At 75.3% G+C, this 18,495-nt stretch carries 18 protein-coding genes; 5 read left to right on the top strand and 13 right to left on the bottom strand.

Features of this window, described 5'->3' with window-relative positions:
- Nucleotides 1–206: 206 nt before the first annotated feature.
- From FHX36_RS01790 to FHX36_RS01780, 3 genes are read left to right on the top strand one after another with little or no spacing between them, the layout of a single operon-like run.
- Nucleotides 207–3,026 (top strand): aconitate hydratase, encoded by a 2,820-nt coding sequence (locus tag FHX36_RS01790; RefSeq protein ID WP_110553231.1) that lies wholly within the window; start codon nucleotides 207–209, stop codon nucleotides 3,024–3,026.
- The gene (locus FHX36_RS01785) at nucleotides 3,026–3,787 is read left to right on the top strand and encodes an SDR family oxidoreductase (protein ID WP_183513456.1); all 762 of its coding nucleotides are present in this window, start codon (nucleotides 3,026–3,028) and stop codon (nucleotides 3,785–3,787) included. Before FHX36_RS01790 ends, FHX36_RS01785 begins: the two co-directional genes overlap by 1 nt.
- A gap of 52 nt (nucleotides 3,788–3,839) precedes the next feature.
- Entirely contained in the window at nucleotides 3,840–4,541 is a 702-nt protein-coding gene (locus tag FHX36_RS01780; protein ID WP_110554220.1) for a sirohydrochlorin chelatase, read from the top strand.
- 7 nt (nucleotides 4,542–4,548) lie between these two features.
- On the opposite strand, the gene FHX36_RS01775 is transcribed toward FHX36_RS01780, so the two are convergent.
- The 10 genes from FHX36_RS01775 to FHX36_RS01730 all read right to left on the bottom strand — a co-directional run bounded on the left by FHX36_RS01775 (nucleotide 4,549) and on the right by FHX36_RS01730 (nucleotide 12,790).
- The gene (locus FHX36_RS01775; RefSeq protein WP_110554221.1) at nucleotides 4,549–4,824 is read right to left on the bottom strand and encodes a hypothetical protein; all 276 of its coding nucleotides are present in this window, start codon (nucleotides 4,822–4,824) and stop codon (nucleotides 4,549–4,551) included.
- A gap of 30 nt (nucleotides 4,825–4,854) precedes the next feature.
- Complete coding sequence (locus FHX36_RS01770; RefSeq protein WP_110554222.1) at nucleotides 4,855–5,685, bottom strand: sulfurtransferase; 831 nt, start codon at nucleotides 5,683–5,685, stop codon at nucleotides 4,855–4,857.
- Nucleotides 5,682–6,149: an SgcJ/EcaC family oxidoreductase gene (locus FHX36_RS01765; RefSeq protein ID WP_110554223.1), complete on the bottom strand. Its 468-nt coding sequence runs from the start codon at nucleotides 6,147–6,149 to the stop codon at nucleotides 5,682–5,684. The genes FHX36_RS01770 and FHX36_RS01765 overlap by 4 nt, the downstream gene beginning before the upstream one ends.
- A gap of 102 nt (nucleotides 6,150–6,251) precedes the next feature.
- Complete coding sequence (locus FHX36_RS01760) at nucleotides 6,252–6,911, bottom strand: hypothetical protein (protein ID WP_183513455.1); 660 nt, start codon at nucleotides 6,909–6,911, stop codon at nucleotides 6,252–6,254.
- Entirely contained in the window at nucleotides 6,908–7,609 is a 702-nt protein-coding gene (locus tag FHX36_RS01755) for an ABC transporter ATP-binding protein (RefSeq protein WP_181428890.1), read from the bottom strand. The genes FHX36_RS01760 and FHX36_RS01755 overlap by 4 nt, the downstream gene beginning before the upstream one ends.
- A 32-nt stretch (nucleotides 7,610–7,641) precedes the next feature.
- A complete protein-coding gene (locus FHX36_RS01750; protein ID WP_181428891.1) occupies nucleotides 7,642–7,869 on the bottom strand; it encodes a hypothetical protein in 228 nt (75 codons plus the stop codon).
- 169 nt (nucleotides 7,870–8,038) lie between these two features.
- Nucleotides 8,039–9,934 (bottom strand): ABC transporter ATP-binding protein, encoded by a 1,896-nt coding sequence (locus FHX36_RS01745; protein WP_110553619.1) that lies wholly within the window; start codon nucleotides 9,932–9,934, stop codon nucleotides 8,039–8,041.
- Nucleotides 9,935–10,021: 87 nt separating this feature from the next.
- Complete coding sequence (locus FHX36_RS01740) at nucleotides 10,022–10,798, bottom strand: enoyl-CoA hydratase/isomerase family protein (RefSeq protein WP_110553621.1); 777 nt, start codon at nucleotides 10,796–10,798, stop codon at nucleotides 10,022–10,024.
- Nucleotides 10,795–11,028 (bottom strand): helix-turn-helix domain-containing protein, encoded by a 234-nt coding sequence (locus FHX36_RS01735; protein WP_110553623.1) that lies wholly within the window; start codon nucleotides 11,026–11,028, stop codon nucleotides 10,795–10,797. The genes FHX36_RS01740 and FHX36_RS01735 overlap by 4 nt, the downstream gene beginning before the upstream one ends.
- A gap of 160 nt (nucleotides 11,029–11,188) precedes the next feature.
- On the bottom strand, nucleotides 11,189–12,790 hold the full coding sequence (locus FHX36_RS01730) for an ABC-F family ATP-binding cassette domain-containing protein (protein WP_110553625.1): 1,602 nt from the start codon (nucleotides 12,788–12,790) through the stop codon (nucleotides 11,189–11,191).
- Between the two features lie 127 nt (nucleotides 12,791–12,917).
- On the opposite strand from FHX36_RS01730, the gene FHX36_RS01725 reads away from it, so the two are divergent.
- Both FHX36_RS01725 and FHX36_RS01720 read left to right on the top strand, forming a co-directional pair.
- Nucleotides 12,918–15,077 carry a DUF2157 domain-containing protein gene (locus tag FHX36_RS01725; RefSeq protein WP_183513453.1) on the top strand — a complete coding sequence of 720 codons (2,160 nt, stop codon included), beginning with the start codon at nucleotides 12,918–12,920 and terminating at the stop codon, nucleotides 15,075–15,077.
- A gap of 61 nt (nucleotides 15,078–15,138) precedes the next feature.
- Nucleotides 15,139–16,959, top strand: a complete 1,821-nt coding sequence (locus tag FHX36_RS01720; RefSeq protein ID WP_183513452.1) for an SCO7613 C-terminal domain-containing membrane protein — start codon at nucleotides 15,139–15,141, stop codon at nucleotides 16,957–16,959.
- A 66-nt stretch (nucleotides 16,960–17,025) separates the two neighbouring features.
- On the opposite strand, the gene FHX36_RS01715 is transcribed toward FHX36_RS01720, so the two are convergent.
- The 3 genes from FHX36_RS01715 to sufU all read right to left on the bottom strand — a co-directional run bounded on the left by FHX36_RS01715 (nucleotide 17,026) and on the right by sufU (nucleotide 18,495).
- On the bottom strand, nucleotides 17,026–17,586 hold the full coding sequence (locus FHX36_RS01715) for a hypothetical protein (protein ID WP_220036017.1): 561 nt from the start codon (nucleotides 17,584–17,586) through the stop codon (nucleotides 17,026–17,028).
- Between the two features lie 74 nt (nucleotides 17,587–17,660).
- Nucleotides 17,661–18,032, bottom strand: coding sequence for a metal-sulfur cluster assembly factor (locus tag FHX36_RS01710; RefSeq protein ID WP_014741600.1), 372 nt, complete (start codon nucleotides 18,030–18,032; stop codon nucleotides 17,661–17,663).
- Nucleotide 18,033: 1 nt separating this feature from the next.
- Nucleotides 18,034–18,495 (bottom strand): Fe-S cluster assembly sulfur transfer protein SufU, encoded by a 462-nt coding sequence (gene sufU, locus FHX36_RS01705; RefSeq protein ID WP_110553212.1) that lies wholly within the window; start codon nucleotides 18,493–18,495, stop codon nucleotides 18,034–18,036.

Raw genomic sequence — 18,495 nt, 5'->3', positions numbered from 1 at the left:
CGGCACGCCGCCTCGCTGCACCGCCCGGGGCTCCGGTGACGGGTGGTGCGCGCCACATCGGGCGCCCTCACCGCCGGTGAGACTGGTCACCGAGCGTGAGGGAAGGGCAGCCTTGCTCCGCAGACTCCGGTGCGGGCTGGGATGATCGAGGGTGGTACATCGAGGCGCAGGACGCGCGCAGGACCAGCGAGGGTGAGGCGCAAGCAGTGGCAGCCAGCAAGGACAGCTTCGGAGCCCGGGCGACGCTCGACGTCGACGGGACCGAGTACGACATCTTCCGGCTCGACGCGGTGGAGGGCAGCGAGAAGCTCCCCTTCAGCCTGAAGGTCCTGCTGGAGAACCTCCTCCGCACCGAGGACGGCGCCAACATCACCGCGGACCACATCCGCGCCCTGGCGAACTGGGACCCGTCCGCCGAGCCGGACCAGGAGATCCAGTTCACCCCGGCCCGCGTGGTCATGCAGGACTTCACCGGCGTCCCGTGCATCGTCGACCTCGCCACCATGCGCGAGGCGATGGCCGAGATCGGCGGCGACCCCAACAAGATCAACCCGTTGGCGCCCGCCGAGATGGTCATCGACCACTCGGTCATCGCCGACATCTTCGGCACGCCGGACTCGTTCGAGCGCAACGTCGACATCGAGTTCGAGCGCAACGGCGAGCGGTACCAGTTCCTCCGCTGGGGCCAGGGCGCGTTCGACGACTTCACCGTCGTCCCCCCGGGCATGGGCATCGTGCACCAGGTCAACATCGAGCACCTGGCCCGCGTGGTCTTCCCGCGGCAGGAGGGGGACCGCACGCTGGCCTACCCCGACACCTGCGTGGGCACCGACAGCCACACGACCATGGTCAACGGCCTGGGCGTGCTCGGCTGGGGCGTCGGCGGCATCGAGGCCGAGGCCGCGCTGCTCGGCCAGCCGGTGTCGATGCTCATCCCCCGCGTGGTCGGCTTCAAGCTCTCCGGTGAGCTGCCCGAGGGCGCCACCGCCACCGACCTGGTGCTGACGATCACCGAGATGCTGCGCCAGCACGGCGTGGTCGGGAAGTTCGTCGAGTTCTACGGCGCCGGCGTCTCCGCCGTCCCGCTGGCCAACCGGGCCACGATCGGCAACATGAGCCCGGAGTTCGGCTCGACCGCGGCGATGTTCCCCATCGACGGCGAGACGATCGACTACCTGCGGCTGACCGGCCGCAGCGCCGAGCAGATCGCGCTGGTCGAGGCCTACGCCAAGACCCAGGGCCTGTGGCACGACGACGCCCGCGAGCCGGTGTTCTCCGAGTACCTCGAGCTCGACCTGGCCACCGTCGTTCCGTCCATCGCCGGCCCCAAGCGGCCGCAGGACCGGGTGGCGCTGTCCGACGCCAAGGAGTCCTTCCGCGAGGCGCTGCCGACCTACGCCCCCGACGGCGACGACGACCCGGACGACGCCGCCGACACCGCCTCCTCGGTGGACGAGTCGGTCGAGGAGACCTTCCCGGCGTCCGACCCGGCCAGCCCGTTCGCGCACGGCAACGGCGAGGCCGGCAAGCCGCACACCGCCGTCACCACCTCGAACTCCAGCCGCACCTCCAAGCGCACCCCCGTGGTGATGGAGGACGGCACCGAGACCTTCGTCGACCACGGGCACGTGGTGATCGCCGCGATCACCTCCTGCACCAACACGTCGAACCCGCAGGTCATGCTCGGCGCGGGCCTGCTGGCCAAGAAGGCCGTCGAGCGCGGCCTGACCAGCAAGCCCTGGGTGAAGACGACGCTGGCACCCGGCTCGAAGGTCGTCACCGACTACTACGAGAAGGCCGGGCTCACCCCGTACCTGGAGAAGCTGGGCTTCTACCTGGTCGGCTACGGCTGCACCACCTGCATCGGCAACTCCGGCCCGCTGCCGGAGCCGGTCAGCAAGGCCGTCAACGAGGCCGACCTGGCCGTCGTCTCGGTGCTGTCGGGCAACCGGAACTTCGAGGGCCGGATCAACCCCGACGTCAAGATGAACTACCTGGCGTCCCCGCCGTTGGTCATCGCCTACGCGCTCGCCGGCTCGATGGACATCGACATCACCACCGAGCCGCTGGGCCAGGACACCGAGGGCAACGACGTCTTCCTGCGCGACATCTGGCCGTCGCCGCAGGAGGTGCAGCGGACCATCGACCAGGCCGTCTCCGCCGAGCAGTTCGGCCGCAGCTACGCCGACGTCTTCGCCGGCACCGAGCAGTGGCAGAACCTGCCCACGCCGTCGGGTGACACGTTCGCCTGGGACGCCGAGAGCACCTACGTCCGCAAGCCCCCGTACTTCGAGGGCATGCCGGCCGAGCCGGACCCCGTCCAGGACATCACCGGCGCCCGCACGCTCGCCGTCCTGGGCGACTCGGTGACCACCGACCACATCTCGCCGGCCGGCTCCATCAAGGCCGACTCCCCCGCCGGCCGGTACCTGCAGGAGCACGGCATCGAGCGCCGCGACTTCAACTCCTACGGGTCCCGCCGCGGCAACCACGAGGTGATGATCCGCGGCACGTTCGCCAACATCCGGCTGCGGAACCTGCTGGTGCCGGGCACCGAGGGTGGCGTCACCAAGAACCACCTGACCGGCGAGACGACGTCGATCTACGAGGCCTCCCGCGCCTACATCGACGCCGGCATCCCGCTGGTCGTGCTGTCCGGCAAGGAGTACGGCTCCGGCTCGTCCCGCGACTGGGCGGCCAAGGGGACGGCGCTGCTGGGGGTCAAGGCGGTCATCGCCGAGAGCTACGAGCGGATCCACCGGTCGAACCTGATCGGCATGGGCGTGCTGCCGCTGCAGTACCCCGAGGGCCAGAACCGCGAGTCGCTCGGCCTGACCGGCGACGAGACGTTCGAGATCACCGGGATCACCGCGCTGAACGACGGCACGATCCCCCGCACGGTGCACGTGAAGGCCGGCGACGTCGAGTTCGACGCGCGCGTCCGGATCGACACCCCCGGTGAGGCGAACTACTACCGCAACGGCGGGATCATGCAGTACGTCCTCCGCTCGCTGCGCGACGCCTGATGGACCTGGGCCTGGGCGGCCGCGGGTTCCTGCTCACCGGCGCGAGCCGGGGACTGGGGTTCGCGACCGCCCGGGCCCTCGTCGACGACGGGGCCCGGGTGCTGGTCAGCTCCCGGTCCGCGGAGTCGGTCGACGCCGCGGCCGTCGCGCTGGGCGGCGCGCCCGCAGCGACCGGTGTCGCCGCCGACCTCGCCGACCCCTCGGCCGCCGAGGAGCTCGTCGGCGCGGCGGTCGACCGGCTGGGCCGGGTCGACGGCGCGCTGATCTCCGTCGGTGGCCCCACCCCGGGCAGCGTGCTCGACGTCGGCGAGGACGCCTGGCGGGCCGGGGTCGACAGCGTGCTGCTCGGCCCGCTGCGGCTGGTCCGGGCGCTGGTGCCGCACCTGGGCGAGGGCGCGGCGATCGGGTTCGTCCTCTCCACCTCGGTGCGCCAGCCGATCGGGCACCTGGCCGTCTCCAACGGGCTGCGGCCCGGGCTGGCGATGACCGCGAAGGCGCTCGCCGACGAGCTGGGGCCGCGGGGCATCCGGGTGTTCGGTCTGCTGCCCGGCACGATCGCCACCGACCGGATCACCGAGATCGAGCAGGCCTCCGGGGACGCCGCCGCCATGCGCGCCGCCAGCGAGGCCGCCATCCCGCTGCGCCGGGTGGGCCGGCCGGAGGAGTTCGGCGCGGTCGCCGCCTTCGCCCTCTCCCCCGCCGCCTCCTACGTCACCGGCACCATGCTCGCCGTCGACGGCGGCGTGACGAGAGCGTTGTGATGGCGGACCCCCGTTGTGCGCTGATCGTCGTTTCGCGGGCCGGGAAGCGACGATGAGTGCACAACCGGTGCTGGTGGCCTGCGCGCACGGCACCCGGAACCCCACCGGCCGCCGGCTGATCGGCGAGCTGGCCTTGGCGGCCCGCGCACTGCGGCCGGGGCTGCAGACGACGGCGGCGTTCGTCGACGTCCAGCCGCCGACCGTGGTCGACGTCGTGGCCGGTCTGGGCGCCGCGGGGACGCCGGCGGTCGTCGTCCCGCTGCTGCTCTCCGGCGGCTACCACGTGCACGTCGACATCGCCGGTGCCGTCGCCGACCACCCGTCGGCGGTCGCCGCGAAGCCGCTCGGCCCCGATCCGCGGCTGGTCGCGGTGCTCACCGACCGGCTGGTCGCCGCCGGTGCCGACCCGCGCGACCCGCTGACCGGGATCGTGCTCGCCGCCGCCGGGTCCAGCGACGCCCGATCGGTCAAGGACGTCGAGGACACCGCCGACCTGCTGCAGCGCGCCTGGGCGGGGCCGGTCACCACCGGGTACGGCTCGGCCGCCCAGCCACCGGTGCCCGACGCCGTCGCCGCGGCCCGGAAGGCAGGGGCCGAGCGCGTGGTCGTCGCGGCGTACCTGCTGGCGCCCGGGCACTTCCACGACAAGCTGCAGGGTGCCGGTGCCGACACCGTCACCGCGCCGCTGCTGCCCGACGAGCGGATCGCCGCCGTGCTGCTCGACCGCTACGACGCCGCCCTCACCCTCGCCTGAGCTCAGGTCAGGGCTGCCAGCCGAGCCAGGCCTCGCCGGCGGCCAGCACCAGCCACCAGGTCGCGACCGCGACCACCGGCACGGCGAGCACCCACCACGACCGCGCCCGGGCCAGCCGCACCAGCACCCAGGCCTGCACGCCCCACCACAGCCACAGCGGCACGAGCGCATAACCGGGCACCACCAGCCCGGAGGCGAGGTAGAAGAAGCCGACGACGAGCAGCGCGGCGCCGGCCAGCACGGCGGCGACGAGGGGCCTGCGGGAACGGACGGCGACGGTCACGCCGGGCAGTGTGCCGCGCCGGCGCCTGGATCAGGGGCTGTCGGTGCCCGCCGGTGCAGCACCGGTCGCCGCCGGGCGGGCGGGGTCGGCCGACCACTGCGACCACGAGCCCGGCCACAGCGCCGCCTCGATGCCCGCCTCGGCCAGCGCGGCGACCTCGTGCGCGGCGGTGACGCCAGAGCCGCAGTAGACGCCGACCGTCGTCCCGGGCCGCACCCCGAGCGCGGCGAAGCGCTCGGTGAGTGCAGCCGCTGTACGGAACCGGCCGTCGGCGTCCAGGTTCTCCGCCGTCGGCGCGCTGACCGCGCCCGGCACGTGGCCGGCCCGCGGGTCGATCGGCTCGACCTCGCCGCGGTACCGCTCGCCGGCGCGGGCGTCGAGCAGCAGGCCGCCGTCGTCGGGCAGCGCGGCCGCCTCGTCGGCGGTCAGCACCGGCATGCCGCCGCCGGTGAGGGTCACCGACCCCGGCGCGGGCACCACGTCCCCGCGCTCCAGCGGGCCGGTCCAGGCAGCCAGGCCGCCGTCCAGGATGGTGACGTCGGTGAGCCCGCCCCAGCGGAGCAGCCACCAGGCCCGTGCCGCCGCGAGCCCGCCGGCCGCGTCGTAGACCACGACCCTCGACCCGTCCTCGAGGCCCCAGCGCCGGGCCGCTGACTGCAGTGCCTGTAACGACGGCAGCGGATGGCGACCCTCCGCCGACGTCCCCGGCGCGGCCAGCTCGGTCTCCAGGTCGACGAAGACCGCACCCGGCAGGTGGCCGGCGAGGTACTGCTCCCGGCCGTCGGTGCGCCCGAGCTGCCAGCGGACGTCGAGCAGCACGGCGTCACCGGGCAGCTCCTCCGGTGCGGTCAGCACGGTCATCGGCCGGACTCCGTGCGCGCCGCCTCCAGCTCCGCGGTCAGTGCAGCCACCGCGTCGGCCCGGCCGCCGTAGCGGGCCGGCGTGCTCTGCAGCACGGCGATCCGCCACCGCCCGCCGTCGTCCACCGCGGTGAGCACGTGCACCGCGTGCAGCGCCGGGTCGACCGCCTGCGCGCCGGGCGGCACCATCCCGGCGACCCCGTGCAGCACGGCGACGCCCTCGGTCAGCCGGCGCACCGAGCGGACGATGCCGACGAAGCCGGGGGTGGCGTGCTCGCTGAAGATCCGGCGCATGTCCGCGGCGATCGACAACCGGCCGCTGCGCAGCGTCCCGTCGAGGTCGACCCACTCGCCGTCGTCGGCGAACACCGAGGACACCGAGACGCCGCTGCGCTGGTTCCAGCCGGCGAGGAAGCGGGCGTACAGCGCCCGGATCTGGGTGTCGTGCGGGTGGCCTGCGCTCAAGGGAGTGCTCCTGCGAGGTGGTGCGAGTGGGTCAGGAGTGACGCTAGTGGGCGGTCCGCGAGGACGGCCGACCCCGCGCCGTGCAGGGGCGGACAGGTCCGTTCATCCCCGGCGCCGCAGCCACAGGGTGACCGCGAGCAGCCCCGCGGTGACGACGACCGGGCCGCCGACCGCCCACCCCGCGGCGAGCGGGCCAGGCTCGGCGCCGGCACCCCAGGTGCTGAGCAACGGGCCGGCCGGCGGCAGCAGGGCCAGCCGGGCGCTGGCCAGCGACCCGGCGACGACGACGGCGGCCTGCACGCCCCGGCTCACGCGCCCGGCGTGCAGCACCATCCCGAGCGCGATGCCGACGGCACCGCAGAGCAGGTGCAGCAGCAGGCCCAGCAGCCGGTCGGTCAGCGGCGCCGGGTGCGGGTCGAGGACGGCGTTGGCCAGCACCCCGGCCGCGGTGGCACCGGCCAGCCAGGCCAGCGGCGGCAGCGCGTCGGCGAGCATCACCCGGACGTGCCCGTCAGCCGCGGTGAGCACCTGGCGGAGGTCGGCGCTGGACGCCGCCAGGTGGGCGGCGGTCGCCCAGGCGGCCACCGGCAGCAACACGACGGCGGTGGAGGCGAGCGCGGGCAGCGGGGGCCCGGCGTCGGCGGCGTAGACGGCGGCGAGGACGACGAGCCAGGCGGCGGACGCAGCCAGCACGCTGCGGCTGGCGACCGCGGTGGCCAGCCCCATCCGGGCGGCCCGGGGCACCGGCACCGGCGCCCTCACCGGCGGGCCACGGTGAGCACCGACCAGCCCTCCTGCAGGGCGGCCAGCAGCACGGCGTCCTGCTCCCCCGCCGGGACGGTCAGGGTGAGCCGCCCGCCGGTGGCGGTCCGCCCGCGAAACGTCCCGGTGCCGGCCAGCAGCACCTCGACCACGGCAGCGGTGACCGAGCCCCCGAGGTCGAGCACCTCTCCCCCGGCCAGCGGCAGCGGTTCGTGCTCGGCCACCACCACGGCGTGCCCGGCGGCGAGGCGGCCGGTCAGCCGGTCGGCGAGCCGGGAGACGGCGGCGGCGTCCAGCCCGGCGGCCGGCTCGTCGAGCACCAGCACCGGGCAGGGCAGCGCCAGCACGGCCTCCAGCAGCACCCGCCGCTGCCAGCCCCGGCTCAGCTGGTCGGCGCGGGTGCCCGGGACGCCGTCCGGCACACCGCCGGTGAGCAGCCCGACGAGCCGGGCGGCGTCGATCCCCGGCAGATCGCCGGTCTGCTGCGGCAGGTAGCCCACCGGCCCGCTGCGCCGGACGGTCCCCCGGCGCGGCACGACCGAGCCCGCGAGCAGCCGGAGCAGCGTCGACTTGCCGCTGCCGTTTCCGCCGCGCACCCGCAGCAGGCCGCCGGCCGGGACGGCGAGGGACAGCCCCTCGACCAGCCACGGACCGCGCCCGTGGCGGTGGGCGAGCCCCTCCGCCGTCAGCGCTGGCACGCGCCGACCGTAGTGGCTCGGCGCGTGCGGGCTCAGAACGCGGAGATGGACTCCGCCACGTAGCCGCCGTCGTGCTGCGAGACGTGCCAGACCCGCACGTCCTTGCCGCCGACGGCGTCCTTCTCGTGGAAGCGGACCACCTCGCCGTGCCGGACGCCGTGCCCGCGGACGAGCAGCGACTCCGCACCGCCGTCGATGCAGAACTCGGCGTCGCCCACGAAGTCCTCCAGCGAGGAGGCGCCCTCCGGCGGGACGCTCACGGGGTACGGCTTGCCGGACGCAATGGAGTGCCAGTGCTGAGCGGTCATCGGGAGCCCTGTTCTCAGGAGGTGGAGCGGCCGCCTCCACGGTCCCACGGTCGGGCTGGACGTGGGCTGTCCCCGCGCCGGGAGGCGCCGGTGCGTTCCCGGCCGTTCACGAGGAGTGCGCTCAGCCGACCCGGATGCTCTGGTGCATCTCGTTGGGCGCGAACTGGGTGCGGTAGAGGTCGGCGTAGTGGCCGCCGCGGGCCAGCAGCTCCTCGTGGGTGCCGCGCTCGATGATCCGGCCGTGGTCGACGACCAGGATCAGGTCGGCGTCGCGGATCGTGGACAGCCGGTGGGCGATGACCAGCGACGTCCGGCCGGCCAGCGCGGCGTCCAGCGCGTGCTGCACCGCCACCTCCGACTCGCTGTCCAGGTGGGCGGTCGCCTCGTCGAGGATGACCACCCCCGGGGCCTTGAGCAGCACCCGGGCGATCGCCAGCCGCTGCTTCTCCCCGCCCGACATCCGGTAGCCGCGGTCGCCGACCACGGTGTCCAGGCCGTCGGGCAGGGCGTGCACCAGCGCCGCGATCCGGGCCCCGGTCAGCGCCGCCCACAGCTCCTCGTCGGTGGCGTCGGGCTTGGCGTAGCGGAGGTTCGCGCCGATCGTGTCGTGGAACAGGTGCGAGTCCTGGCTGACGACGCCGATCGCGTCGCGCAGCGAGGCGCTGGTGGCCCGCCGGACGTCGACCCCGCCGACCCGCACCGCGCCGTCGGTGACGTCGTACAGCCGCGACACCAGCGCGGCCATCGTCGACTTGCCGGCCCCCGAGGTGCCGACGAGGGCGACCAGCTGGCCGGGCTCGGCGCGGAAGGAGACGTCGTGCAGCACGTCGGTCGAGGCGTGCTGCTCGGGCACCGCGACGTCCTCGAGCGAGGCCAGCGACACCTCGTCGGGCGCCGGGTAGCGGAAGGAGACGTGGTCGAACTCGACCGACCGGTCGTCGGCCGGCACCGGGACGGCGTCGGGGGCCTCGTCGATCATCGGCCGCAGGTCGAGCACCTCGAAGACCCGGTCGAAGCTGACCAGCGCGCTCATCACGTCGACCCGCACGTTCGCCAGCGCGGTCAGCGGCCCGTAGAGCCGGGACAGCAGCAGTGCGAGCGCGACGACGTCACCGGCGGACAGCGACCCGGTGAAGGCGAGCGCCCCGCCCAGGCCGTAGACCAGCGCCGTGGCCAGCGCGGCGACCAGGGTCAGCGAGGTGAAGAAGACCCGGCCGTACATCGCCGACAGCACGCCGATGTCCCGCACCCGTGACGCGCGGCCGCGGAAGGAGTCCGCCTCGACCTCCGGGCGGCCGAACAGCTTGACCAGCAGCGCGCCGGCCACGTTGAACCGCTCGGTCATCGTCGCGTTCATCGACGCGTTGAGCCCGTAGGACTCCCGGGTGATCTCCTGCAGCCGCTTGCCGATCCGCTGCGCCGGCAGCACGAACAGCGGCACCATCACGATCGACAGCAGGGTGATCTGCCAGGACAGGCTGAACATCACACCGGCGGTCAGCACCAGCGCGATCACGTTGGAGACGACGCCGGACAGCGTCGAGGTGAACGCCCGCTGCGCGCCGACGACGTCGTTGTTCAGCCGGCTGACCAGCGCACCGGTCTGGGTGCGGGTGAAGAAGGCGACCGGCATCCGCTGCACGTGCTCGAACACCCGGGTCCGCAGGTCGTAGATGACGCCCTCGCCGATGCGCGCGGAGTACCAGCGCTGCACCAGCGAGCTCACCGCGTCGAGCACGGCCAGGCCGGCGATGAACAGCGCGATCCGGACGACGTCGCCCGCGGTGCCCGACAGCCCGGCGATCCGGTTGACGATGTCGCCGGCCAGCAGCGGGGTGACCACGCCGATGACCGCGGAGAACACCACCAGCGCGAGGAACCCGACCAGCTCGCGGCGGTAGGGCCCGGCGATGCCGAGGATCCGGCGGACCGTGCCCCGGGGGATCTGCCGCGACGTCACCGACGAGTCGCGGCTGAACGACCGCATGGCGGCCATCGAGGTCATCGGAGAGCTCATGGCACGTACCTCATCGCTGCGGCCCCTACTGCTGTAACCAGGTAATCAACCGCAGAACAGCGGCCGGGCCCGCTCTGTTCCGCCCGGTCAGTCTCTCCTGGCCAGCGCCCCGAGACGACGGACCTGGGCGGCCCGTTCGGCGGCGTCCTGCTGCGCGGGGTCGTTGCGCACCGCCGAGCGCAGCAGCGCCAGCGTCTCCCGCGACGCGTCGGCGTCCGGGCCGAGCAGCGCGGCGGTGAGGTCGGCGACGGTCGCGTCCAGCTGGTCGAGCGGGACGGCGACGTTGGCCAGCCCGGTCGCGACCGCCTCGGTCGCCCCCACCGCGCGGCCGGTCAGGCAGATCTCGACGGCCCGGCTGTAGCCGACCAGCTCGACCAGCGTGCTGGTGCCGGTGAGGTCGGGCACCAGGCCCAGCGTGGCCTCGGGCAGCCGCAGCTGCGCGTCCTCGGTGAACACCCGCAGGTCGCAGGCGAGCGCGAGCTGGGCGCCGGCGCCGATCGCGTGCCCCTGGACGGCGGCGACGGAGACCACGCCCGGGGAGCGCAGCCAGCGGAACGCGGCCTGGTAGCCACGGATGCGCTCCTGGGCCTGGTCGGCGGGCATCGAGCCGAGGTCGGCGAGCCCGCCGCTGACGCCCGGGTCGGGGCTGAACAGCGTGCGGTCCAGCCCCGCGGAGAACGCCCGCCCGGCGCCGCGGACGACGACCACCCGGACGCCGTCGTCCAACCCCTCACCGACGGCGCGCAGCGCCGCCCAGGTGGCCGGGGTCTGCGCGTTGAGCTGGTCTGCCCGGTCGAGGGTGACGGTGAGGACGGCGCCCTCGCGCGCCGTCCTCACCCACCCGTTCTCGTCAGGCGAGCTCACGCACTCTTCTTGTTGGCATTGCGGTTCGCCCCGCCCCGGCCGCGCAGGCTGGCGCCCGACTCCGACAGCAGGCGGTGGACGAACCCGTAGGAGCGGTTGGTCGAGGTGGCCAGCGAGCGGATGCTCTCACCGCCGTCGTACCGCTCACGCAGCTCGTCCGCCAGCGACGTGCGGTCGTCTCCGGTGATCCGCTTGCCCTTGCTCAGGTCCGCAGTGCTCGAGTCGGCCATGACTCCCCTCCTGTCAGAGGTGCCCCGCCGGCTCGCACCGGCAGTTCCCCGCTGATCCCCCGGCGCCGTCGTCCCGGTGACATCGGCGTCCCGAGAGCCATGATCACCCAGGTGACGGGGGTCGGCCACCGCAGATAGGACGTGCGCAGCCGATCGGGGTTCAGGCGAGCGAGACCAGGTCGGCGAAGTCGGCGCTCCAGGTGTCCTCGGTGCCGTCGGGCAGGATGATCACCTTGTCCGGGTTGAGCGCGTGCACCGCGCCCTCGTCGTGGGTGACCAGCACGATCGCGCCCTGGTAGGTGCGCAGCGCCTCGAGCACCTGCTCGCGGCTGGCCGGGTCGAGGTTGTTGGTCGGCTCGTCGAGCAGCAGCACGTTCGCGCCGGAGACGACCAGCGTGGCCATCGCCAGCCGGGTGCGCTCACCACCGGAGAGGGTGCCGGTGCGCTGGTCGACGTTCTCGCCGGAGAACAGGAAGGCACCGAGGATCTTCCGCAGCTCGGTGTCGGTGCTGTCCGGCGCCGCGGACCGCATGTTCTCCAGCAGCGTGCGGTCCATGTCGATCGTCTCGTGCTCCTGCGCGTAGTACCCGACGCGCAGCCCGTGCCCGGCCTTCACCTCACCGGTGTCCGGGGTCTCGGTGCCGGCGAGCATCCGCAGCAGCGTGGTCTTGCCCGCGCCGTTGAAGCCCAGGACGACGACCCGGGTGCCCTTGTCGATGGCCAGGTCGACGCCGGTGAAGATCTCCAGCGAGCCGTAGCTCTTGGACAGGTGCTCGGCGGTCAGCGGCGTGCGGCCGCACGGGGCCGGCGTCGGGAACCGCAGCTTGGCGACCTTGTCCTGCGTGCGCACCTGCTCCAGGCCCGCGGCCAGCCGCTGCGCGCGCTTGTCCATGCTCTGCGCGGCCTTGGCCTTGGTGGCCTTGGCGCGCATCTTGTCCGCCTGCGCGGTGAGCGCGTCGATCTTCTTCTCGGCGTTGGCCCGCTCGGAGCGGCGGCGGCGCTCGTCGGTCTCGCGCGCGTCGAGGTACCGCTTCCAGCCCAGGTTGTAGACGTCGACGGTGGCCCGGTTGGCGTCCAGGTGCCACACCTTGTTGACCACGGCCGCCAGCAGGTCGACGTCGTGGCTGATCACGATCAGCCCGGCGCGGTGGCTGGCCAGGAACCCCTTGAGCCAGACGATCGAGTCGGCGTCCAGGTGGTTGGTCGGCTCGTCGAGCAGCAGCGTGTCGGCGTCGGAGAAGAGGATCCGGGCCAGCTCGACCCGGCGGCGCTGGCCACCGGACAGCGTGCGCAGCGGCTGCTGCAGCACCCGGTCGGGCAGGCCGAGGTTGGTACAGATCCGGGCGGCGTCGCTCTCCGCGGCGTACCCGCCCAGCGCGGCGAACTGGTCCTCGAGCCGGCCGTACTGCCGGACGGCGCGGTCCATCTCGGCGTCGTCGGCGGGCTCGGCCATCGCGATCTGCGCCTTGGTCAGCTTCGCCTTGAGCACGTCGAGCCCGCGGCCGGACAGCACCCGGTCGCTGGCGGTGATGTCCAGGTCGCCGCTGCGCGGGTCCTGCGGCAGGTAGCCGAGCTCACCGGTCACCTCGACCTTGCCGGCGTGCGGCACGCGCTCGCCGGCCAGGGTGGTGAGGGTGGTGGTCTTGCCGGCGCCGTTGCGGCCGACCAGCCCGATGCGGTCGCCGGGCTGGACCCGGAGGTCGGCCTCGCTGATGAGGATGCGGGACCCGGCGCGCAGCTCGAGACCGGTCGTCGTGATCACTGACCCCAGGATAGGCGCTCGGACGCCGTCCTCCGACCCCTTTCCCGGGTGACCTCCACGTCACCTGGACGGGCGCGTCCTGGGGAGAGCGGTCCTGCACCGGCCGCCGGCACGCCAGGATGCGCTCATGTTCCCGCGTGGACCAGCGTGTCCTGTCTGTGGCGCCGAGGTCTCCGGCCCCCCGGCCGCCCCCTGCCCGAGGTGCGGTCTGCCCGCCGCCGGCCAGGCCGGCTGGGTCCTCGGCCGGATCAGCTCGACGCTGGAGGAGCTCACCCGCGACCGCGACCAGCTGCTGGCCGCGTTGCGCGCGGCGGCACCGGGTGCGGCCGTCCCGGTCGGCGCCGGCCCGTGGGCCCCACCGGCGGGCCCGCCGGTCCAGCCGCCGTCCTCCGCTCCCCCGCCGCCGGCCGCACCCCCTCCGCCTCCCCCGGTGGCACCGCCGCCGGTGCCGTGGCTGCCGGCGCCCGGCACGCCGCCCCCGCCGCCCCGCCGGCGGCTCAGCCCGCAGCAGGTGCTGCTCGGCCTGGGGGCGGTGCTGCTGGTGGCCGGCGCGCTGTACTTCGTCGCGCTGGGCTGGACGCGGTTCGGGCTGGTCTTCCAGGCGACGGTCATGGTCACCGTCACCGCCGCGGCGTGCGGGACGTCGGCCTGGGCGGCCCGCCGCGGGCTGCGGGCCACCGAGGAGGCGCTGGCCGCGGCCGGGACGGCGCTGCTCGCCGTCGCCCTCGGGGCGGCACGCGCCCGCGGGCTCGGCGGGCTGGACGAGGTGGACCTGCGCTCCTGGACGGCGGTGTCCTGCGTGGTCGTCGTGGCGGTCGCCCTCGCGCTGAACCGGCTCACCCGCAGCACCACCACCTGGCCGCTGGCCGCGCTGGTCGCCGCGCAGCCGGTGCTGGTGCTCGTGCTGCCGACCGGCTGGCTGGGCTCCCCCGCCGGGGTGGCCTGCGCGCTGCTCGTCGCGGCCGCCGACCTGGCCGCCGTCCTGCTGCTGCGCCGGTCGCTGCGGCCGGTGGCCCGGGTGCTCGCCGCGCTGTGGGCCGCGATCGGGGTGCTTCGGGGCCTCGTGCTGGCCGTCGACGGCACGCCGGCCGAGTCGTGGACCGCGACGGCGCTGCTGCTGGGCGCCGGGGTCGCCGCGCTGGCCGCCCTGCGGCTGCCCCGCGTCGCCGGCGGTGCGGTGTCCCCGGCGGTGGTCGCGGCCGCAGCGGCGGGGGTCGGTGGCCTGGCCCTGACCGCCTCGCTGGGCACGGTGGGCGCGGCCGGGCCGGTCGCCGCGACCGGGGCCGGGCTGGCGCTGCTCGCCGGCGTCGTCCTCGTCCCGGGCCCCGTCGGGCGTTCGGTGGCCGGCGCGGCCCTGCTGGCGGGTGGGACGGCGATGGCCGGTGCCGGCGCCCTGGTGCTCGCCGAGGACGAGCGGTACGGGGCGCTGTCGCTGCTCGTGCTGGCGGCGGCCGTGCCCGCGGCGCTCACCGCCCTCCGGGTGCCCGCGGTCCGGGAGGTCGCGACCGGCGCCGCCCTGCTCGCCCCCGTGGTGTCGGCACTGCTCGCCCGGGAGGCCGGCTGGCTCTCCAGCCCGGGAGCCGGGCTGCTGCTCGCGCTGGTCGCCGCCGGTGGGTTCGCGCTGGCCACGCTGCGGGCCGGGGCGCCCGAGGAGCGGGTGTGCGCCGTCGCCGGGGCGATCACCGGCATCCTCGCCGGGCTGACCACCGGTGACGCCGGGGCGTGGGGGCAGGTCGGGCTGCAGCTGGCCGTCGTCGGTGCGGCCGCCGGCAGCTACGCGCTGGTGGCCCACCGCCCGCTGGTGGCGGTGGCGGCCGTCGCCGACCTGGTGGTCGCCTGCTGGATCGCGGTGGCCGGCGCGGGGGTCGAGACCGCGGAGGCCTACACGCTCCCGGCCGCGGCCGGCCTGCTGGTGGTCGCCTGGCCCCGGATCCGGGCCCGCGGCCCGTCCTGGGCCGCCGAGGGCGCCGGCGTGGGCGTGGCCCTGGTGCCCTCCGCCCTCGCGGTCGCCGGCTCCCCCACCGCGCTGCGGCTGGTGCTGGTGGTCGCCGGTGCGGCCGCGCTCGTGGTCGCCGGCACGCTGCTGCACCGGCAGGCGCCGTTCGTGCTGGGCGCCGGGGCGCTGGCCTTCGTCGTCGTCAGCCGGCTGGGTCCCTACGCACCACTGGTGCCCACCTGGGTGGCGCTCGCCGCGGCCGGGCTGGTGCTGCTCGTCCTCGGCGCCACCTACGAGCGGCGGCTCCAGCAGGCCCGCGAGGCGGTGGCCTGGGTGGCCCAGATGAGCTGAGCGCGACCGGCCGACCGCCCGTAGCGTGGACGGGCACGGCCAGCGGGAGGAGGTGAGCGCGGTGCCGCAGAGCCCCGAGGTGGTCTACCCGCCACCGGTCGGCGTCCCGCCGCCCCCACCGCCGGCCCCGCCGGACGACGAGGGCCTGCGCCGGGTCAGCCCGCAGCAGGTGCTGCTCGCCGCCGGGGCGGTCGCGGTCGTCGTGGCCGGGGCCGCCTCGCTGAGCCTCACCGGCTGGGTGTTCACCACCGCGCTGGCGCTGGGCACCGCCGCGGCGTCGCTGTGGTGCGGTGTGCGCCGGCTGCGGGCGTCCGAGGAGACGCTGGCCGTCGCCACCGTGGTGCTCGCCGTGGTCGGCGACCGGGCGGGCTCCGACCCGACGTCGGCCGTCGTGCTCGCCGTCCTCTCCGCCGTCTTCTGGCTCCTCGGCCGGCTGGGCCGTCGCGCGCTGACCTGGCCGGTCGCCGCCTGGCTCAGCGCCCAGCTCGCCGTCCTCACCGCGCTGTCCGGCGCCGACCTCGGCGCGCTGCCGCAGGTGAGCGCCGTGCTCGGCACCGCGATCGCCGGGACCCTGGTCACCCTGCGCGCCCGGCGGCCGGTGGCCCCGGTCGCCCTCGCCACCACCGCGCTGTGGTGGGTCACCGGCGTGGCCACCGGCACCCACCTGGTCTGGACGACGACCGCCACGTCCACCGCGGCGCCGGCCGCCGCCCTGCTGGTGGGCGCCGCGGCGGGGCTGGTGGCGCTGCGGCTGCGCCCGGCACTGCGGCCGCTGCTGGGTCCGCGGCCGCTGGTGCCGGTGCTGGCCGGCGCGGTCACCGGTGCCGCCGTCGCGGGGGTGCTGCAGTCGACCGGCCCGGCCGGTGTGCCGGCGGCGGGCTACCTGGGGCTGGTCAGCGCCGCGCTGGTCGCCGCGCTGGCCTCACCCCGCCCGCACTCGGTGGTGCGCCCGGCCGGGCTGGCCCTGGCCTGCACCGCGACGGCGCTGAGCGTCGTCCAGCTGCTGGCGGACGGCCGGTGGAGCGCGGTGGCGCTGCTGCTGGTCGCGGCGTCGCTCCCGGCCGTGCTGGTCGCCGCGCGGCAGCCGGCCGACCGGCCAGGCGCCCTCCCCGTCGCGGTGGGCTGCCTGGCCGGGGCGGCGCTGCTGGCCGAGGCCGACGGCAACCTGGGGCCCGGCCGGGCCGGGCCGCTGCTGCTGCTGCTCGCGGTGACGGCGCTGGCCGCGGCGTCGTTGGAGCGGCACCACCGCGACGAGGGCCCGCTGGCCGTCTCCGCCGTCGTGGTCGGGGTGGTGGCCGTCGCGCACGTCGGGCGCACCGGCGACCCGCTCGCGCTGGCCGCCGCGCTCGCCGTCCTCGGGACGGCGCTGGTGGGGTACGCGGCGCGCACCGGTCGCCGGCCGGCCCGGGCGGGAGGGTGCGCGGGCCTGGTCGCGGCCGTCTGGCTGGCGGTCGGCGACGCCGGGGTGCAGGTGCCCGAGGCGTACTCGCTGCCGCTGGCCGCGGTGCTGCTGCTCTACTCGGGGCGCCGGCTGGCGACCGCGCCGTCCTGGTCGGCGTGGGGGCCGGCGCTGGCCGCGGGCTACGGGCCGTCGGTGTTCCTGGCGCTGGTGGAGCCCGAGCTGCTGCGGGTGCTGCTGGTGGTGGTGGCCGCGACGGCGACGACCACCGCGGCGACCGGCTGGGCCGTGCGGGCACCGTTCCTGGTGGGTGCGGGCTCGCTGGTGGTCGTGGGCGTGGGCCGGCTGCTCGCGGTGCTGCCGCCGCCCGGGCTGGTGGTGTTCGGCGTCGCCGGGGCGGCGCTGCTGGCGGTGGGCGCGAGCTACGAGAGCCGTCGTCGCCGGGCGCGGGTGGCGATCGCCTCGCTCGCCGACATGCGCTGATCCCCGACCCCGGAGATGGCCATCTTCGGGATCGCACCGGGCCCGGAGATGGCCATCTCCGGGCGATCAGGCGGAGCCGAAGAGGGTCTCCGCGCAGACCGGGCGGTAGCCGGCGGCGAGGAACGACCGCAGCGAGGCGGTGTTGGCCGGGGCGACCTGCGCCCACAGCGGCGCCCCGCCGGGCACGAGCGCCGGTGCGGCGGCGGCCAGCGCGGTGCCCAGCCCGCGGCCCCGGGCGGCGGGGTCGACCTCGGTGCTGACCTCCCAGCGGCCGCACACGCCCCGGCCCAGGGAGATGAGGGCGCTGGCGTCCGGTGTCGTCCAGACCCGCACGCCGGTGCGGTGGGTCAGCGCCCGCTCCACCCGTGGGTGCCCGAACGGCTCGACCTCGACCAGCTCCACGCCGGGGCTCGCCGGGGCCGGCGGCGCCACCAGCACGGAGTCGATCACGCCCGGCTCGACGCCCACCTCGTCGGCGAGCGCGGTCAGGAACCGGGCACCCAGCGGTGCAGCGATCGGGTCGGAGGCCACCTGCGCGGCCACCCAGACCGGGTCGACGTCCGCCGCGACCACGTGCCAGGCGCTCCCCCCGACGACGAGTGCCGGCGCCCCGAGGGGCGCCGGCACGGTCGTGACGCTGGCGTCTGCCGGGGGGTCCTCCCCCGCGGCCAGCCGGTCGAGCAGTGAAAGGAGGTCCAGGTTCAGACCCGGAAGCCCAGGGCGCGGAGCTGCTCCCGGCCGTCGTCGGTGATCTTGTCCGGGCCCCACGGCGGCATCCAGACCCAGTTGATCCGGATGTCGTCGACCAGGCCGGGGCCGGGGCCACCGGTGAGGGCCTGGCGGGCCTGGTCCTCGATGACGTCGGTCAGCGGGCAGGCCGCCGAGGTCAGCGTCATGTCGATGATCGCCACGTTGGCCTCGGTGTCGATGTCCAGGCCGTAGACCAGGCCCAGGTCGACGACGTTGACGCCCAGCTCGGGGTCGACGACGTCGCGCATGGCCTCCTCGACGTCCTCGAGCAGCGCGGACTTGCCGCCGTAGATCCCGGCGTCCGGGGTGGTGGGCTCGGTCATGTCAGCTCTTCCCTTCCGAGGTCGACAGAGCACGGGCGCTCGCGTCCTTCAGCGCCATCCAGCTCATCAGTGCGCACTTGACCCGCGCCGGGTACTTCGAGACACCGGCGAACGCGACGGCGTCCTCCAGCTCGTCCTCGAGCTCCTCGGCCACGGCCGCATCGCCCTTGCTCTGCATCAGCCGCATGAACTGCTCGCCGGTGCCGAGCGCCTCGGGCACGCTCTTCCCGATGACCAGGTCGTACATCGCCGAGACCGACGCCTGGCTGATCGAGCAGCCCATCCCCTCGTAGGAGACGTCGGCGATGGTGTCGCCGTCCAGGTGGACCCGCAGGGTCACCTCGTCACCGCACGTCGGGTTGACGTGGTGCACCTCGGCCTCGAACGGGTCGCGGAGGCCGCGGCCGTGGGGGTTCCGGTAGTGGTCCAGGATGATGTCCTGGTACATCGACTGCAGCTGCAT

This window comes from Modestobacter versicolor (assembly GCF_014195485.1).
Lineage (GTDB): Bacteria > Actinomycetota > Actinomycetes > Mycobacteriales > Geodermatophilaceae > Modestobacter > Modestobacter versicolor.
The sequence above is the reverse complement of the archived record's forward strand: the minus strand, read 5'-3'. Positions and strand labels throughout refer to the sequence as shown.

Bases quoted from the DNA above. Each gene is read 5' to 3' on its own strand.
- FHX36_RS01785 (WP_183513456.1), top strand. From the start codon at position 3,026: ATGGACCTGGGCCTGGGCGGCCGCGGGTTCCTGCTCACCGGCGCGAGC.
- FHX36_RS01780 (WP_110554220.1), top strand. From the start codon at position 3,840: ATGAGTGCACAACCGGTGCTGGTGGCCTGCGCGCACGGCACCCGGAAC.
- FHX36_RS01770 (WP_110554222.1), bottom strand. From the start codon at position 5,685: ATGACCGTGCTGACCGCACCGGAGGAGCTGCCCGGTGACGCCGTGCTG.
- FHX36_RS01745 (WP_110553619.1), bottom strand. From the start codon at position 9,934: ATGAGCTCTCCGATGACCTCGATGGCCGCCATGCGGTCGTTCAGCCGC.
- FHX36_RS01735 (WP_110553623.1), bottom strand. From the start codon at position 11,028: ATGGCCGACTCGAGCACTGCGGACCTGAGCAAGGGCAAGCGGATCACC.
- FHX36_RS01725 (WP_183513453.1), top strand. From the start codon at position 12,918: ATGTTCCCGCGTGGACCAGCGTGTCCTGTCTGTGGCGCCGAGGTCTCC.
- FHX36_RS01710 (WP_014741600.1), bottom strand. From the start codon at position 18,032: ATGACCGAGCCCACCACCCCGGACGCCGGGATCTACGGCGGCAAGTCC.
- sufU (WP_110553212.1), bottom strand. From the start codon at position 18,495: ATGCAGCTGCAGTCGATGTACCAGGACATCATCCTGGACCACTACCGG.